Annotated in this window: 14 protein-coding genes; 9 read left to right on the plus strand and 5 right to left on the minus strand. The window is 42.3% G+C overall.

The window, feature by feature from the left end:
* Nucleotides 1-39: 39 nt before the first annotated feature.
* The 3 genes from ICL16_RS08675 to ICL16_RS08685 form a co-directional block, all read right to left on the minus strand.
* Nucleotides 40-396: a DUF1156 domain-containing protein gene (locus ICL16_RS08675; RefSeq protein WP_190826446.1), complete on the minus strand. Its 357-nt coding sequence runs from the start codon at nucleotides 394-396 to the stop codon at nucleotides 40-42.
* Between the two features lie 11 nt (nucleotides 397-407).
* Nucleotides 408-851: a DUF7680 family protein gene (locus ICL16_RS08680; RefSeq protein ID WP_190826447.1), complete on the minus strand. Its 444-nt coding sequence runs from the start codon at nucleotides 849-851 to the stop codon at nucleotides 408-410.
* A gap of 66 nt (nucleotides 852-917) precedes the next feature.
* Nucleotides 918-3,974, minus strand: coding sequence for an ATP-binding protein (locus ICL16_RS08685; RefSeq protein ID WP_202895460.1), 3,057 nt, complete (start codon nucleotides 3,972-3,974; stop codon nucleotides 918-920).
* Between the two features lie 454 nt (nucleotides 3,975-4,428).
* On the opposite strand from ICL16_RS08685, the gene ICL16_RS08690 reads away from it, so the two are divergent.
* The 9 genes from ICL16_RS08690 to ICL16_RS08730 all read left to right on the plus strand — a co-directional run bounded on the left by ICL16_RS08690 (nucleotide 4,429) and on the right by ICL16_RS08730 (nucleotide 15,274).
* Nucleotides 4,429-4,776 (plus strand): STAS-like domain-containing protein, encoded by a 348-nt coding sequence (locus tag ICL16_RS08690; protein WP_190826448.1) that lies wholly within the window; start codon nucleotides 4,429-4,431, stop codon nucleotides 4,774-4,776.
* Nucleotides 4,777-4,779: 3 nt separating this feature from the next.
* On the plus strand, nucleotides 4,780-5,400 hold the full coding sequence (locus tag ICL16_RS08695) for a hypothetical protein (RefSeq protein WP_190826449.1): 621 nt from the start codon (nucleotides 4,780-4,782) through the stop codon (nucleotides 5,398-5,400).
* A 145-nt stretch (nucleotides 5,401-5,545) separates the two neighbouring features.
* Nucleotides 5,546-9,292 (plus strand): DUF2157 domain-containing protein, encoded by a 3,747-nt coding sequence (locus ICL16_RS08700; RefSeq protein ID WP_190826450.1) that lies wholly within the window; start codon nucleotides 5,546-5,548, stop codon nucleotides 9,290-9,292.
* Between the two features lie 78 nt (nucleotides 9,293-9,370).
* Nucleotides 9,371-10,612: an FAD-dependent oxidoreductase gene (locus ICL16_RS08705; protein ID WP_190826451.1), complete on the plus strand. Its 1,242-nt coding sequence runs from the start codon at nucleotides 9,371-9,373 to the stop codon at nucleotides 10,610-10,612.
* 28 nt (nucleotides 10,613-10,640) lie between these two features.
* Nucleotides 10,641-11,417, plus strand: a complete 777-nt coding sequence (locus tag ICL16_RS08710; RefSeq protein WP_190826452.1) for a GTP-binding protein — start codon at nucleotides 10,641-10,643, stop codon at nucleotides 11,415-11,417.
* Nucleotides 11,414-12,217 (plus strand): metallophosphoesterase family protein, encoded by an 804-nt coding sequence (locus ICL16_RS08715; RefSeq protein ID WP_190826453.1) that lies wholly within the window; start codon nucleotides 11,414-11,416, stop codon nucleotides 12,215-12,217. The genes ICL16_RS08710 and ICL16_RS08715 overlap by 4 nt, the downstream gene beginning before the upstream one ends.
* Nucleotides 12,218-12,309: 92 nt before the next feature.
* Nucleotides 12,310-13,050: a metallophosphatase gene (locus tag ICL16_RS08720; RefSeq protein ID WP_190826454.1), complete on the plus strand. Its 741-nt coding sequence runs from the start codon at nucleotides 12,310-12,312 to the stop codon at nucleotides 13,048-13,050.
* Between the two features lie 75 nt (nucleotides 13,051-13,125).
* The gene (gene hemB / locus ICL16_RS08725; protein WP_190826455.1) at nucleotides 13,126-14,148 is read left to right on the plus strand and encodes a porphobilinogen synthase; all 1,023 of its coding nucleotides are present in this window, start codon (nucleotides 13,126-13,128) and stop codon (nucleotides 14,146-14,148) included.
* 52 nt (nucleotides 14,149-14,200) lie between these two features.
* Nucleotides 14,201-15,274 carry a CobW family GTP-binding protein gene (locus ICL16_RS08730; RefSeq protein WP_190826456.1) on the plus strand — a complete coding sequence of 358 codons (1,074 nt, stop codon included), beginning with the start codon at nucleotides 14,201-14,203 and terminating at the stop codon, nucleotides 15,272-15,274.
* A 1-nt stretch (nucleotide 15,275) separates the two neighbouring features.
* Here ICL16_RS08730 and ICL16_RS44785 read toward each other — a convergent pair whose 3' ends face one another.
* Nucleotides 15,276-15,491, minus strand: coding sequence for a PIN domain-containing protein (locus ICL16_RS44785; RefSeq protein WP_202895461.1), 216 nt, complete (start codon nucleotides 15,489-15,491; stop codon nucleotides 15,276-15,278).
* Nucleotides 15,481-15,837 carry a DUF2281 domain-containing protein gene (locus tag ICL16_RS45475; RefSeq protein WP_238360678.1) on the minus strand — a complete coding sequence of 119 codons (357 nt, stop codon included), beginning with the start codon at nucleotides 15,835-15,837 and terminating at the stop codon, nucleotides 15,481-15,483. The genes ICL16_RS44785 and ICL16_RS45475 overlap by 11 nt, the downstream gene beginning before the upstream one ends.
* Nucleotides 15,838-15,925: the final 88 nt, after the last annotated feature.

Genomic DNA, 15,925 nt, shown 5'->3' on the forward strand with positions numbered 1-15,925 from the left:
ATGAAAGTCCATAAGACAACAAAAGTGAGTAAAAAGTATCTACATATACAGTTTACACCAAAAAGCCGGGAGAACCGGAATATAAGAGAATGCTCGTTCATATCCATAAACATTGGTTCCTAAATTCTCTCCTGTTCTTTTTGCTAAATCAATTTTTCTTCGAGTTGCAATGGGATCGCCATGAATTCCTAAAACGTGAAGAAACTTTTTCTGGTCAGCATCTGCAGGTAATAAAGAAGCTAAAACCGCAGCGCGTGACGCTACTAGCGGACGTCTTGCCCACCAAACATGAAGATAATAAATAGGAGGTAAAGCTGTCATTGAGCGTCTTTCTCTAAGACTTTCTAAGCCAATTTCAGCTACGGGTAACCACTCTTCAATTAAACGTCGTGTCATTCTTTATTCCTCTAATCTTTATGTGGATCTGTTAACAAACACCGCAGCGCCATTAATACCCGTTTGGGATTTTTACGGTGCATGGACATTCCCAGCCAATAAGCTGCTTCTTCCTTACTCATCTCTTCAATTCCCTCAGCACAGCAGCGCATATTTTCCCGATTTCGCATTGGTGCTAATACCCGGAACATTAAACCAATTCTCAAAGCATTTTCTTCATCAAGCTCAAACTCTTTCTGTTTATCTTGTTGCAAATTAATTAAATCAATATCGATTTGCTTAAGCTGTCGCAATAAACGATATTCAATTAAAGCTAAATTTCTGCCTTTAAGTCCGGCAACACGTTTGGGGTTTTTGAGATGAGGTGTAGCAGGCGTTGGTAACTGCCAAATTTCTAAGGATAAATCGCTTCCGGGCAGTTTTTCTACTTTTAACTGATAGTGAGGTTTACTCACATTTCTAGTGAAAGAATTATGGTGATTTGAAAATTGAATGAATGGAAGAACAGAACTAACCATTGTTTAACAAGCCTCTGCATATGCTTCTACAAAAGCAGCACCAGTTGCAAATCTAGTCAGCTTTTCCGTCATCTTTTTCGGTTCGTCTCCGTTGAGATCTAGCCCACTCGCATAGGTTAAGGTAAAGGTGATCTCTAGTTGAGTTTCTGAAGCTGCACGCAGTTGAGGTTGTAAGAAATCTTTAATCGGTTGAGCATCACTTACCTGCCCTTCAAATTCGATACTGAAACTACTGCTATTAGTAGTTTCATATTCAGCAGTCAGTTTTACTTGTTTATCTGCACCTGATACGGTATTGATTGCCCCAAGCAGCTTAAACCCATCACTATTATCAAAAATCCTTAAACTCAGCAGGCTAATTTTCTTAATTTGTGCGCCCTGTGCATCTTCCCAGATTTTAGTCAGTGCTTCCCGCAATGGTGCTTCTGCTTTAAACACACGAGGATGAGAAAGTGAAAGTGTAGGGGTTTGCTCTGAGTTGGTAGAAAGAATGCTACCATTACCATAACTTCCACCTTGTTCTCCTGCGTTGAATATTTTAGTTGGACCAACTTTATAGGAGCTACTTTCCAGAGAAGTGTTTTGGTTCTCAGTCGGTTTCGTTACAGCAGGACGAGGCCAAATGCGATGTTCTTTAGCATAAGTTGTTGTGTAAATAATCGACTGCTCGTCAATTTTTATTTCCGCGTAGGGGTCGCCCTTTCCTAACAATAAATCTCCACTTTGATAAACATAAAGCTCCTGTTCAATTCCCAACCTTACCATCTTTACAAAGGGGTCATTACTGAGCATGATAGGAAAACGGGGGTTTTTGCGAAACTCTGCTCTCAATTCTGCTGTACTGATTTGTCCTTTTTTTAATTTTGTCTGATCCCTGACATATTTCGGCGCAGGAGGGTCATTATTAGGGGGAAGCAATTTTTGATTATCCATCAGCGCTTTGACGATTTCTTGCTGTCCATTTCCTGGTCGTTCGGAAGCAGAAGGTAAATCAAAGGCTGTATGAGCTAAATCAACGCTTGCTCCATCTAGGCGATCGCGTGACGGATAAAAAAGATGGCGATAACACTGCTGAATCACAATCGCTACTTCCTGTTCAGACTTCTTGTAAAGCTCGTTAACTTTATCCTGCTGGTGTTCTGGTAATTGCCCTAACCGATCTGGTTCGCGCATCGCTTCTAATGCCAAGCGATAGATCATCTTATTTTTCATCTCATCACGGCTGGCATCATCGGCGACCAAAAACACCAAATTATTTTGTAGCTGACGGAACTTTCCTTGAGAACCTTGAGTGCGGAAAATATTCTCCACCAAATGTGGCACAGTCACCGCGTCATTCCGAACAGTTTCAGCGTCATAACTGATCAGAACCAAATAAGGTCTTCCATCCCCTACATCGTCCCCTACATCATATGCACCACCGGCAAAAGGAATTAAATTAAAGGTTTTTCCAGTAAAAATCTCACGAATACGGTCTTGTAATTGCGTTCTTGCCTCGCTAGTATCTACCAACTTCATCTGACGACGAATTAAAACACCAAGATTAACTTCCGTTAAAAACCGTAAAGGAGCAACCGGACGGTCATCTAGATAGGCTGATTCAGCGATAAACTTGAGACGTGCATCGTTGATAAAACTGACATCTAAGCTAGGAGCGAGAATAGAATAACGCAAATTCAACTCATCTATGCCTTGTAAATTCTCATTAAATGCAAAGGTATTCCAGAGAATATTACGAGCTACAAAACAAGCATAGGGAGCTAAACCTCTATACCATCTCGCATCTAACTGTTGTGCTAACGAAGTTCCTCCATCAGTAGCCGTCACATCATTTTGAATCACGGGGTCAAACCGTCCTAATTCCAGCCGAGTGTTAATCTCATCTCGAATCGGAATGTAACCTGGTGAGACGTGGTGTAAATGAATTGCGTAGGTATTTGTGGGTTGTTCTTGCCACAGGTGAGCGATCGTGCGTGTCAACAGCCTTAACATTCCTCTAACACGCTGAAATGTACTCAGAGTAGAGATTTTATCCGTAAGTAAATCCATCAATGCTGGATGAAAAGGAAAGCCATTGCTAAAATCTGCTCCGCGATCCACATTCACCCGTTCAGTCGGTAAGTCACTGCGATAAGTCATCCATAACTGTTCATAAGCACGAATCACCTCACAAGCTGCATGATCATCAATACGATCAAATAATCTACGGCGCAAAACCTGTACAGTTTCCTGTTCAGTAGTAGGATTGAGCAAAGTTGCCAGTCTACCTGCAACTTTAGTCGCTTCGTCGAGTTTTTCTGCTACAAATTCATTTTCTTGAGAATATGCATCTGTCGCTTTCCCTTCCTTGCCAACTGCTAGAGTAAAAACCACACAAGCTCGTTCTGAAGAACTGACAGCTTTAAATAAAGCAGTAAGAAAGGGCGTAAGTTGTTCTTGTTCTTGTCTCCCCTTAATTTTGCGTAAATATATAGATAACTCATCTAGAAGAATTAAAACTGGCTTATTGCCAAATAACTCCCGAATCGTATCTGCCCCTGGTGCAACTCGTTCAATATCACTTTGACGAACCTTTTCATATCCAGCTACCCCCGCTAATCCATAGGCTAGTTCCCCCCAAGGAGTATAAGCCCTTAAACCATCACCAATCGGTCTACCGTTGACAGGATCTGCATTTTCCCCATCAAAAGCAGCGAGTCTAACTGTGGTTGTAGGAACGAGGTTAATGTCAATAAATTCAGCGATGTTATTGACTCCTTTCATTCCCTGTGCTGCATGAGTTAAAGCTATCAGACTATGGGTTTTGCCACCACCGTATTGAGTGTCCAAACGCAACACGGCACAACCGCCCACTCCTTGCAATCGTTGACAAACGGTTTTTAATAATGCTTTTAATCCTTGAGTAGGGTGAGTATTGGCAAAAAATAGGTTTGGCAGAGCATATTCTAGAGGGGAAGTGCCATTAATAACTTGAGCTAAATCTGCGGCAAAATCAGACTCTCGAATATCTCCTTTTAATATGTCAGAACGAGGAGTACAAATTTCAAATAAAGTTTTCATTATAATTATGTCTGTGTTACTTTAAAGTTTGTAGAGCGCTTGTCCACATGACGGTTTTTTAATTACCACTCGGTTTTTGATGATCGTTCATCCTTCACTACGACTCCCATATAAAGTTAAATTTGTTACTTTATATCCTATATACTAGGCAAAAGAACGTCTTCAGAATATACACGAACACGAGCTATTTTTTTAACTGTAATTACTGCGAGAAATTCCGTAGATACTGACTAAATACGATTTTTATCTACTGTTATTAATACATAAGTTACGTACAATTACTGCTATAGACCTATAGTTAATGAATTTGAAAACTATCAAATAGTTCTTAGAACGTGAATTATCGATTGGAGGCTTTGCGCTAGAATATACTAGACATTACTGAGATATCTACTTCGGCGAAGTGATTGGATCAAACTCGCAGTTAGAAGCTGTTATAGAAAAAGGGAGACAAATGACATACAAGATTTACGATATTGTAGGAGAATACGCCATTACAGCAGAAGGTGGGCAGAAGATATACGACAAAATTCATCCACAACTACTTGCAGGCAAACCTGTAGAATTGGATTTTACTGGAGTAAAAGTATTTGCGTCTTTGTTCTTTAACTTTGCGATCGCTCAACTCTTGAAGGACATTCCAGCAAGTAACCTTAACCAACTGGTGAAATTTACTGCTCTGGGTTCTCATGGGTTGAATGTTCTGGAGCGTGTTATTGTTAATGCTAAACGTTACTACTGCGATCAGCAATACCGCAATGCGGTTGATACAGTGATGGCACAACAGGCGGCAATTCTTTAAGGTATGGCGGTTAATCTCAACATCCAAGCTGATGTGATCGACATCAGAACTGATACTCCACAGCAGGATGACATTTTCCTTGTAGATACCAACGTTTGGTTTTGGCTGACTTACGCAAATGCCGGATTTGGTGCGAGAACCTACCAAATCAGGAATTATCCCAGCTATCTCATTCAAGCTCTTTCAAATGGAGCCACCCTGACTTACTCCGGGCTGATTTTGGCAGAGCTTGCTCATATCATTGAGAAAACAGAATATGAAATTTATATCCAGTCTCATGGAAATATACCAATCAAGGAATATCGTCACAATTACCCTAATGAACGAGCAAATATCGTTGCTGAAGTTCAATCAGTGTGGAGTCAGGTTAAGGCATTTGCTGTTCCTGTCAATCTTACAGTAGATGAAGCAACAACTGACGCAGCTTTGAGACGATTCCAAACTCAAGCTGTTGACGGCTACGACTTACTGCTCCTTGAAACCATAACCAGAGCAGGCGCAGGGCAAATCAAAATTATTACGGATGACATGGACTATACTGTTATTCCAGATATTCAGGTCTTTACAAGCAATAGCTATGTCATCCAGTCAGCTACTGTACAAAACAAGTTAGTATTGCGTTAAGAAACATTACACAGTTATCTTTTTCACCAAAATAGATTTAAAGCTAGAATGCTACTGGAGTACGCCCCAATAACTGTCACAGCTCACCAGTGCATATGCTTGTATCGAGTTGATGATTTAAGTATCGCGCTGGGGGGCGCAACTTATGTCATCGACAAATCGCTTACTCAAAATAGAAATCAATCTTAATTCTTACCATCCTGAGTTATTGTCAGGACTCGATATCTGGCTGCGCTTAGGTTTGATATCCGATGCTCAAGTCAGACAGATATGTCGAGAGCTGGTTTGTTCTGTGGTATTACAACAAAAGACAATACCTGCACAACAGGAGATAGCCACTGTAGAGACGTTGCCGGCATTACCAGCAACCAAGAAACCCACCGTCCTAGCTAGGATGTTACAGTCTCTGGGAGCAGAATTGAGTGTCCGGTGGCTACTGTTTTTAGGAATGTTCCTCGTAGTGCTTTCCTCTGGAGTACTAGCCGCCAGTCAGTGGGAGAAGTTTCCCCCATCTTTTCAGTATGGGGTTTTGCTTGCTTATACCTCAAGTTTCTCTGGGTTAACTTTTTGGGCTGGCAGACAACCTAATTTAAGCTTGACATCTCGGACATTGCTCATTGTCACCCTTTTATTAGTACCTGTGAACTTTTGGGCAATGGATAGCTTCCGGCTTAACTGGATTGTGGTTGGTTCAGCCTCTGTTATCCTCACAGCTATTACTGTTTTAATGTGCAACCATCGGCTATTTATTGGCGACAAGCCAATGAAGAAATTGCTAGCCGTGAATATTCTGGGACTGTCGTACTTAAACTTGGGTTGGCAGATACCTGGATTTCCCTTGATTGCTATTTATGTGGCGATCGCACTCACATCCATTGTTACAATCTATCACACCCAGCAAAGGCAGATAACTGCTGAAGGGCAAACTGGCTTGGGTATCGTACCTTCATCTGTAATTATTTATGCTTTAGCTCTGCTGATGTTACGGGCAATTTTTATTGTCCACGTAGATGTTCAACAACTAGGATTAGCGATTGGTATCTGTGGCGCTCTTGTAGCTTTGGTGGCACAGCCCTGGGAATTCGTCGGCGCTGTTTTGATGTTCTGCGGTTGGTTAGTATCGGTTGTTACAATACCCTGGCAAGCAACAGCTGTAAGCATCTTGGGTTGGTGGTTTTGCCATCGCCGCTTGCAGCGACATGGTGTATGGATGGATGTAGCGGCAATTTTCGCGATTGGGTTGGAGACGATTTGGTTGGGTTGGCGATTAGTGCCTTCCCCAATTCAACAGCAGGCTATCGCTACTGCTACTCAACTGACTCATGCTCAGAATACACCTTGGGCATTGCTAAGTGTAGCGTTGTTTCCCTACGTGATTTTCATGTTGGCGAAAGCGGATAGACTTCAACGCTGTAACAAGTTGCAATTGGCTGATTTTGCCGAAGAGTTAACGCTAGTTTTTGGGAGTTTGCTCACCTTAATTAGCTTGGTAAATCCCACCTTGCGATCGCTAAATTTGCTATTTTCCACAATCACTTTGGTAATTGTTAACCAGCGCCACTCCAGAATCAGTCTGGTGTACATGACTCAAATTGCTTTGGTGCTGACGCTTTGCTCAATCATTGATTTGTTCAAACCCAGTCTAACACAACAAGTCTGGGCAAGCATTTTGTTAGCTTTAGCAGTTGCAGAGTGGTTATTTAGTTTACGCAATGGGATATGGCAACGTAGTAGTTGGCACATTGGTTTAGGGCTAGCGACACTAAGTTATTCACTACTGTGGGTAAATGCTGGCACTTGGTATGGTTCTGGTGATAATAGTGATTGGGGTTTAATTTGGTTAATCACTCCTATGACTCTTACAGGCATCGCCAGCTTGGGATTTAAAAACCCGAATAGGGCGATTCATCCCATCACAAGCAGTTGGTTGAGTGTTGCTGCCATATTTGTTTCTCAGTTACTAACTTTACCGCTACCGGGAGCCAGATTAATTGGTTTGGCTGTTGCTACCGCTCTAATGTTTGTTAATACTAGCAATTTAAAATACTTTTCAAATTCGGTAATTACTGTAGGTTATGGGCTGAGTTTCATTGCTGCTGTGCTGTGGGAGGGGATGCCTGGTTTACCGCGACTGTCATTACAGGGGTGGTTTTTAGTTGGCGCCATCTCTATCTTCGGTTTATGGCAAGTCAGGAAATTGTCTCGTCGGGGCAATAATGAATTGGTAGCAATTTATGCAACGGCAACAGACAAGTGGGCGATCTCATTATGTAGCGCCCAGTTGTTGCTGCTGAGTGTGCAAAGTTTCCTAGTTTACCAAGGATTGGCTAAGCCGGAATTTTTGTACTTAACTTCAGGGGCGATAATTTTAGCAGCGATTTTTGATCGCAGTTGGCAGCAACTTACAAACTGGGGGTTCTATGGCATCGCTTGGTGTATAGAATTATTGATTGCTCAAGCATTGGGTTTCGGCAACCATTCTCCGATTAAGATGGCGATTGCTAACATTGCCTTGGGTTTAATAACTCAACTTTTAGGGGAATGGTGGCAACGGCGACACCCACAGTCAAAACTTACAAACCATTGGCACATTCTGCCCTTATTGTACAGCGTATTTGGTTTAGCGTTACGCTCTTCTACCTTTGCTAACTGGACTGGTTTATCTGAGTTAGCTGTAGCTTTAATTGCCATTGGCGTAGGGCGACGACAGAGAGAATTGAAACCCCTAGTTTACTTGGGACTCGTAGGGGTATCTATTTCAGCATATGAACTTTTGTTATATCAACTGTTACAAGTTCCCGGAGGGGCTTTTGATCGCTTAATTGCCATGTCTGTCCTCGGTACTAGTATCATGTATGCCTATCGCGTTCTCTCACCTTGGCTTTTAGACTATTTACGCTTTACCAAAGAAGAACTCAAAGCAGTCGCTCATATTCACTGGGCTTTCAGTAGCTGCTTATTACTGTCTGCCACTTTCACTCCCATTGCAAACCACCTCACGGGCTTGGGAGCAGGGGTGTTTTTGATACGCTATGCCATCTTTCAGGGACGATGTGAACCCCCCAAGCAGTCAGTAGCAGAAATCTGGGTTTACCTGGGCTTGTTAGAGGTAGCAGGTATGAGAAGTTACTGGCTTTCTACTGCCATAGGACGCTTGTTCGCAGAACCATTACTTCCTTGGAGTGCGCCTTTAGCCTCGGTGGTAGCCTATTTTCTCTACATCCTACCTTGGGAACGCTGGGGCTGGTCAAAAAAACCTTGGCAAAACACAGCGTATATCCTGCCTATAATATTTTTGTGGGAAAGTAGAGAGCAAATTTCCCCAGTCGGCTTGCTGATTGTGGCTGCCTTTTATGTCTTTGTTGCTCTCCTGACCAAGAAATTCCGTTTTACCTATATCAGCGTAATTATAATTGATTGGGCGCTGTTCCGTTGGTTTTCACACTTAAATCTCACTGATGCTTTGTGGTACGTAACACCATTTGGTTTATCGCTACTGTACATTGCCCAATTCGATCAAAACCTCAAGTTGCCCAAGAATAAAGACAGCCGCCACTTCCTGCGGCTACTAGGTAGCAGCGTCATTTGTGGGTTGGCGATTATATTTCATCAAGATACAGCACTGATACCAGGAATTTTCAGTCTCATAGCCATTTTTGCGGGATTAGCTTTGCGAGTGCGGGCTTTTCTTTATGTTGGAGTAGCCACATTTTTCATCACTAGTGTCTATCATTTAGTGGTTCTGAGCTTGCGCTACGCCTTCTTAAAATGGATTGTTGGCTTGCTAGTCGGGATCGTACTGATTGCGATCGCTGCCAAATTTGAAACCCGTCGCGAACAGCTTAATTCCCTGATTCGCAATACTACTCAAGATTTAGAAACATGGGAATAACCACAGATGAACACAGATGAACACAGATAAGAAGAGCCTTGCTATTATGATAATGATTATCATAACTATTGGCTCAAGATGGAAGACACTCGACCATCCTTACCTAGTAAAACTGATCTAGCAATTATCGGTGCTGGTCCTCATACCTTAACATTGGTAACTCACTTACTGCAAAAACGCTCCTCTATGCGGAGTCGATTTCTGGTGTTGGACAAGAGTGGCAAATGGATAAGTCGCTGGCAGAAACAATTTGCAGCTTTGGAAATTCCCCATTTGCGTTCTCCCGCTGTACATCATCCCGATCCGAACCCTTTTGCTTTAAGGAAATTTGCTGAATCTCGTCAAGATGAACTATTTGCTCCCTATGATTTACCAGGAACTAAGTTATTTGAGGATTTTTGTTTTGATGTGATTCGAGTTCATCAGTTGCAAGAGCAAGTTATTCCTTTGGATGTGGAAAGGATTGAACTCTTACCTGATTTCTCCCGTCCCCAGTTCCGCCTGTGGTTGCAAGATGGACAATCAATTATTGCACGACGGGTAGTACTGGCAACAGGTAGTAGTAAACTACAGATGCCGGAATGGGTAAACAAGCTCACTCATGAGTATCCTCAAGAGCGGATTTGTCATTCAAGCACAGTAGATTTACGTAAACTATCTTTAATGGGAGAAAGAGTATTAATTGTAGGTGGCGGCTTAACAAGTGGACATTTAGCAGTAGGCGCTATTTCTCGTGGTGCAAAAGTTCATTTGATGATCCGACGCCAGTTGCAAGAAAAATTATTTGATGCCGAACCAGGTTGGTTAGGACCAAAGTATCTCAAGGAATTTTTTGCCCAACAAGATTATGAAAAGCGCTTTGAAATGATTGTGCAAGCGCGTAACGGTGGTTCCATGACAGGGGCGATGGCAATGCAACTACGCAGAGAAGTACGTAGGGATAATCTCAGAATTGATGAAAACTGTCAAGTGGTAAAAGCTGATTGGTTGGGTGAGAATTGGCAAGTCACATGTAGTGATGGTAGTCAACATGAGTATAGTAGGATTTGGTTATCAACTGGTACTAAATTTGATGCTACATCTGATGCGTTATTACAATCCGTTTTAGAAGCTTACCCAATTAAGATAGTTAATGGTTTGCCAGTGTTGGATGAATATTTACGCTGGTGGGGTTGCGAGTTATTCCTGATGGGTGGGTTAGCAGCTTTACAAGTAGGACCAACAGCGCGAAATTTATCTGGTGCGAGAATGGCGAGCGAAAAGATTGTTTCAGCAATTTTGAAGCCGAGGATCGCGCTTTCCCACCCTATTCGTGCTTAAGCAACATAAAAACTATTATCATTATCATATGCTTAATCCCAAAATTACTGTTGTCGCAGGTCCTGCTGGCGTTGGAAAAACCACTTGGATTGCTCAGCAAATTGCCAATAGTGGCGCTACGAGTCGTGTATCGTATTTTAGTCCGGGAACCGGGAATGTTCCTATTGACCAAACCCTCATTGCGACAAAGTTTCCTACTGTCAAAGTTTTTAATGACAAACAAGTCGTTGAGTTCAAAGCACAGTTAGCATTTTCTGAGGATGCTGTTTATATTGAACTGGGGTTTTATTTAGAACTAAATGCCATAGCGCAAATACTCGACAATTTACCATATAGTGCGATCGCCATCCTGCCTGCCCATGAACAAGACTCCGAGTATCATGCTTGGGCAAAACAAATTATACCTAGTGCGGTGATTGATAACAGTATCACTACCACCCAATTATGGCGCGTCCCAACCACTGGTCAAGTTATCGATGAAGATAGTTTACAGGAGTTTTGGTATGAAATTACTCATGGTGCTTACGGTACAGTTACCCGCGCTAAGGCAATTTTTGATGTTGGGGATGGGCGATGTGTTTACGCAGATTATGTCAAAGTGCCATCAACTGATTTTTTAGAATTAGACCTACCACGTCATTTGCAAGGTAGACCCCAACGTTTTAGTGGTATAGAAGTTTCGGGGCAAAACATGGATGAAGCAGCGATGGGGCGAACCTTAGAAGATTGCTGTTTGTCAGATGCTGCAATTTGGCAGTACCAACAACAGGTAAAACAAATTTTACTTCAAGAGGGAAGACAATGAAAATAGCGGTTATGTCATGTATTCATGGTAACTATGAAGCCTTAGATGCTGTTTTGCTGGATATCGACAAGCACTCATGCGAAAAAATCTATTGTCTCGGTGATCTGGTGGGATATGGTCCCTACCCAAATGCAGTAGTTGCACAAATTCGCTCCCTAAATATTCCCACATTAGCTGGTTGTTGGGATGAAGATATAATTGAGGGTCTAAATGCGTGCGATTGTAGTTATCCCTCCTTACTTGCTGAGAATAGGGGAAAATTAGCACATGAGTGGACTAATAAAGAAATTCATCCAGAAAACCGTGAATTCCTTGCTCAGTTACCTCATAGTTTATCTGAAGGTAACTTAGCTTTTGTTCACGGTAGTCCTCACAGCAACCACGAGTATTTATTACCAGAACTTGACGCTTTTGCAGCGTTAGAACGAGTACTTTCCACAGGAGCAGATGTGCTGTTTTGCGGTCATACTCATGTACCTTACGTCCGTACTCTAGAAGCAGGAAATTTGCAAGTTCGCGTTACAGGCGATCGCGAGGCTAGAAGTTTTACCACTCCCTTGAAGCAAATTGTCAATGTTGGTTCCGTAGGAGAACCCCGACATGGACGACCAAATGCTACATATGTGATTTATGACACTGATACTGGGGCAGTGACGCTGCGAGAAGTTCCCTACGATTATCAGAAAACCTGTGCAGCAATTCTGGAAAAAGGGCTACCAGCAATTTTTGCTTGGCGTCTAGCACATGGGTTAGAGTTTGCAGAACGTGCTGATGACCCAACTCATGTTTGCACAAGGTAATGGGGAATAGTTAATGGCTAATTGCTAATTGAAGACTGGTAACAATTGACAATTAGCAATTAACAATCAACCAATAACAATCTAAAATCGATATGAAGTGGGCAATTTTAAGTGGAATTGAGGGGAACTTGGCAGCTTATGAGGCTGTGCTGGCAGATATTAAGCGTCAGCGTTCGGTAGAGGCTTTGTATATTCTGGGGGATTTGGTTGGACCAACACAAGAATCTGAACAGTTGGTGCAACGGGTACAGAACCCTCAACGCGGCGAGTTAGAACCTTCACTCTGTAAGGGATGGTGGGAAGAACAGTGTTTGATTTTGCATGGTCTTGGTGCTACGGGCGAAGCTACTGAGTTAATCTCTAAATATGGTGGAGAAACAGTTAAGTTGTTGTGGGATTGTGTTTCTCGTCAAACTGTGCAATGGTTGAGAACGCTAGATTTTGGTTTCTTTGAACTAGATTGTTTGTTAATTCACGGCACAACTGTATCTGTATGTGAGGAACTCACAAGCGAAACTTCGCCAATTATTATGTGCGATCGCCTGCAACGAATGCAAGCTAACAACTTGTTCTGTGGTAGATCTGGTTTAGCTTTTCAATACCAGTTGCAAGCAGGTTCTATCACCACAGGAGTTACCACCCTCGATCGCCAAGATCCTCGCCAAACCATCAACATTACTCCACGTCAAGTCATTGGAGTGGGGAATGTGGGACGCACTCAAGGAGAAGCAACTTATACCCTATACAACCCAAGCACAATAAGCGTGGAATTCAAAACAATCCGTTACGGGATCAATAAAGGTTTTGGAGTCAACAAAACCAAAACTTTCTAAAGTCTGCTTCCGGCACACAGATTTTCTCTCAAAACGATTATCATTATCATTAGCTAACAATCAAGTTTCTTACCCATGTCATCAGAAAATTCTGCACCCAATCAAGCTGCATCCACAGCTACCACCTTAATTCATCGCCCCCGTCGCCTGCGTCGCACTGCTACCCTACGTCGCATGGTGCAGGAAACTACTCTGACTGTAGATGACCTCATCTATCCTATGTTTGTGATGGAAGGTGAAGAACAGAAGATGGAAATTACCTCCATGCCTGGGTGCTATCGATATACTATGGATTTGCTGCTCAGAGAAATAGCACAAGTGTATCAACTGGGAATTGGTGCAGTTGCCTTGTTCCCAGTCATTCCGGAATCAAAGAAAGATGATACTGGCAGCGAAAGCTACAACCCAGAAGGATTGGTACAGCGAACCGTAAGGGCAATTAAACAAGCTGTGCCAGATATACTAGTAATTACCGATGTTGCTCTTGACCCTTTTACTACCCACGGTCACGATGGTATTGTTGATCCTAAAGGTATGATTCTCAATGACCCCACAGTAGAAGTTTTGGTGAAAATGGCTGTTTCTCAAGCTGCGGCTGGAGCAGATATGGTTGCACCCTCAGACATGATGGATGGCAGAGTCGGAGCAATTCGCAAAGCTCTTGATGCATTCGGATACATTGATGTACGCATTCTAGCATACTCGGCAAAATATGCTTCTGCATACTATGGTCCATTTCGGGATGCTTTGGATTCTGCGCCTAAATTTGGGGATAAGAAGACTTACCAGATGGATGCGGCAAATGCTAGGGAAGCGATTAAGGAAGTTACCCTAGACATTGCAGAAGGTGCAGATATTGTGATGGTCAAGCCTGCTCTATCATATTTAGATATCATCTGTCAAGTTAAAAACTATACGCAATTGCCTGTAGCAGCGTATAACGTTAGCGGTGAGTACGCCATGATTAAAGCTGCTGCTCAAAACGGCTGGATTGATGAAAAAAAGGTGATTTTAGAAACTTTGACTAGCATGAAACGGGCAGGGGCAGATTTAATTCTGACGTACTTCGCTAAGGAAGTAGCGCTGATGTTGATGTAGCAAAATCCTTTTTTGGATGAGTAAGAATTCTTTTGAATTGAAATTGATTGATATGACTAACACAGTAACAAAAACACAAACAAACACCGAAGAGATTGATATTCCTAAATATGGAATGCCAGTCACAATCATTACAGGTTTTTTGGGTAGTGGTAAGACTACGCTGCTTAACCAAATCCTTCAAAACAAGCAAAACTTAAAAGTTGCTGTCCTCGTTAACGAATTTGGTGATATCAACATTGATAGCCAATTGCTCGTTGAGATGGATGAGGATATGGTAGAACTGAGCAATGGCTGTATTTGCTGTACAATTAACGATGGATTAGTTGATGCTGTTTATCGAGTACTCGAAAGAGAAGACCACATTGATTATCTGGTGATTGAAACTACTGGCGTTGCCGATCCGCTGCCAATTATCCTCACCTTTGTTGGTACAGAACTGAGGGATTTAACTAGATTGGATTCTATCATAACTGTGGTAGACTCTGTTGCGTTTACTCCTGACCATTACGAAAGTGAAGCAGCATTAAAACAGATCAGCTATGCAGATGTAATTCTGCTCAATAAAACTGACCTTGCTACTCAACAAAAGCTGGAAGAATTAGAAGCTTATATCCAGGATATTAAAGTGGGAGCGAGAATTCTGCATACTCAATATGGTGAAGTGGCTTTACCATTAATTTTAGGTGTGGATTTGACTCCAGTACATCAGTATACATCTGAACTGGAAGAAGATACCCACGAGCATCATCACGACCATGATCATCACGATCATCATCACCACGATCATGAGCATCACGATCATCATCACCACGATCATGAGCATCACTCTAATCATTTAGAAAATGATGGATTTGTTTCGATGTCTTTTCAAAGCGATCGCCCTTTTGATGTCCATAAATTTCAATCATTTCTGAATAATCACTTGCCAAAAAATGTCTTTCGTGCTAAAGGATTACTATGGTTTAGCGATAGTAACTTGCGCCATATTTTTCAACTGAGTGGTGCGCGGTTTGACTTAGATGCAGATGAATGGAAGAGTTCGCCTAAAAATCAGTTGGTTTTGATTGGACGAAATCTGGATACTAACAAAATTTCTTCCCTACTGAACGAATGTTTAATCTGATTCATAAATAAAAAATATCCCACTCGCACTGTCGCTTGCTCTCCCCTTGGTAAGGGGAGGGTTGGGAGGGGTATCGAAAATCTGCCTGAATCAAATCTCCAACAACAATCATTGGCAGAATTACTTCCGGTAAAACCAATACCCTTTCAATAATTGTCACGTCTCCATTCAAAAAACGAACAGCAGTAGAGGTATCAAGCGCAATCTCACCACTCATTCCAATCCACCTGCCGACATTCTGCCGTGATTGTTCGCTGTAGCTCTTCCGCCTCTGAATCACTTAAAATTCCTGCAAATTTTGCCAGAGGGTGGTTCTTGCGTCTAGCTTTAACCCGATGTAAAAAATCCAGCACTGTCTGTACTAAATCATCGGGAGCCTGTTCGATTTCCTGAATCAATTGCTCACGGTTTGTCATGTACTCGAGGTTCTCCGGTAAAGTGAGATATCTAGCCCTATAGCGTTTCTTGATTGAATGCACTACACATGCTTCTTGTGGAGTGGGCATCCTGCCCGCACTGGGACGGGCTAGAAGCCCATCCCACAAGACCTGTATTTCATGCAAATGAGAACCGCTATAATATACCTAAATACTAAATTCTCATCCTGAGTTTGGATGCTCACAGATAACCTTGCAGTGCTGCCCCAACCAA

Origin of the sequence: Iningainema tapete BLCC-T55, from assembly GCF_014698965.1 — a bacterium.
Taxonomy (GTDB): domain Bacteria; phylum Cyanobacteriota; class Cyanobacteriia; order Cyanobacteriales; family Nostocaceae; genus Iningainema; species Iningainema tapete.

What these genes read in the sequence shown, in the direction of transcription:
- ICL16_RS08720 (WP_190826454.1), top strand. Translation starts at nt 12,310, where the DNA reads ATGAAGTGGGCAATTTTAAGTGGAATTGAGGGGAACTTGGCAGCTTAT.
- ICL16_RS08700 (WP_190826450.1), top strand. Translation starts at nt 5,546, where the DNA reads ATGTCATCGACAAATCGCTTACTCAAAATAGAAATCAATCTTAATTCT.
- ICL16_RS08685 (WP_202895460.1), bottom strand. Translation starts at nt 3,974, where the DNA reads ATGAAAACTTTATTTGAAATTTGTACTCCTCGTTCTGACATATTAAAA.
- ICL16_RS08715 (WP_190826453.1), top strand. Translation starts at nt 11,414, where the DNA reads ATGAAAATAGCGGTTATGTCATGTATTCATGGTAACTATGAAGCCTTA.
- ICL16_RS08675 (WP_190826446.1), bottom strand. Translation starts at nt 396, where the DNA reads ATGACACGACGTTTAATTGAAGAGTGGTTACCCGTAGCTGAAATTGGC.
- ICL16_RS08695 (WP_190826449.1), top strand. Translation starts at nt 4,780, where the DNA reads ATGGCGGTTAATCTCAACATCCAAGCTGATGTGATCGACATCAGAACT.
- hemB (WP_190826455.1), top strand. Translation starts at nt 13,126, where the DNA reads ATGTCATCAGAAAATTCTGCACCCAATCAAGCTGCATCCACAGCTACC.
- ICL16_RS08730 (WP_190826456.1), top strand. Translation starts at nt 14,201, where the DNA reads ATGACTAACACAGTAACAAAAACACAAACAAACACCGAAGAGATTGAT.
- ICL16_RS08690 (WP_190826448.1), top strand. Translation starts at nt 4,429, where the DNA reads ATGACATACAAGATTTACGATATTGTAGGAGAATACGCCATTACAGCA.
- ICL16_RS08705 (WP_190826451.1), top strand. Translation starts at nt 9,371, where the DNA reads ATGGAAGACACTCGACCATCCTTACCTAGTAAAACTGATCTAGCAATT.
- ICL16_RS44785 (WP_202895461.1), bottom strand. Translation starts at nt 15,491, where the DNA reads ATGAGTGGTGAGATTGCGCTTGATACCTCTACTGCTGTTCGTTTTTTG.
- ICL16_RS08710 (WP_190826452.1), top strand. Translation starts at nt 10,641, where the DNA reads ATGCTTAATCCCAAAATTACTGTTGTCGCAGGTCCTGCTGGCGTTGGA.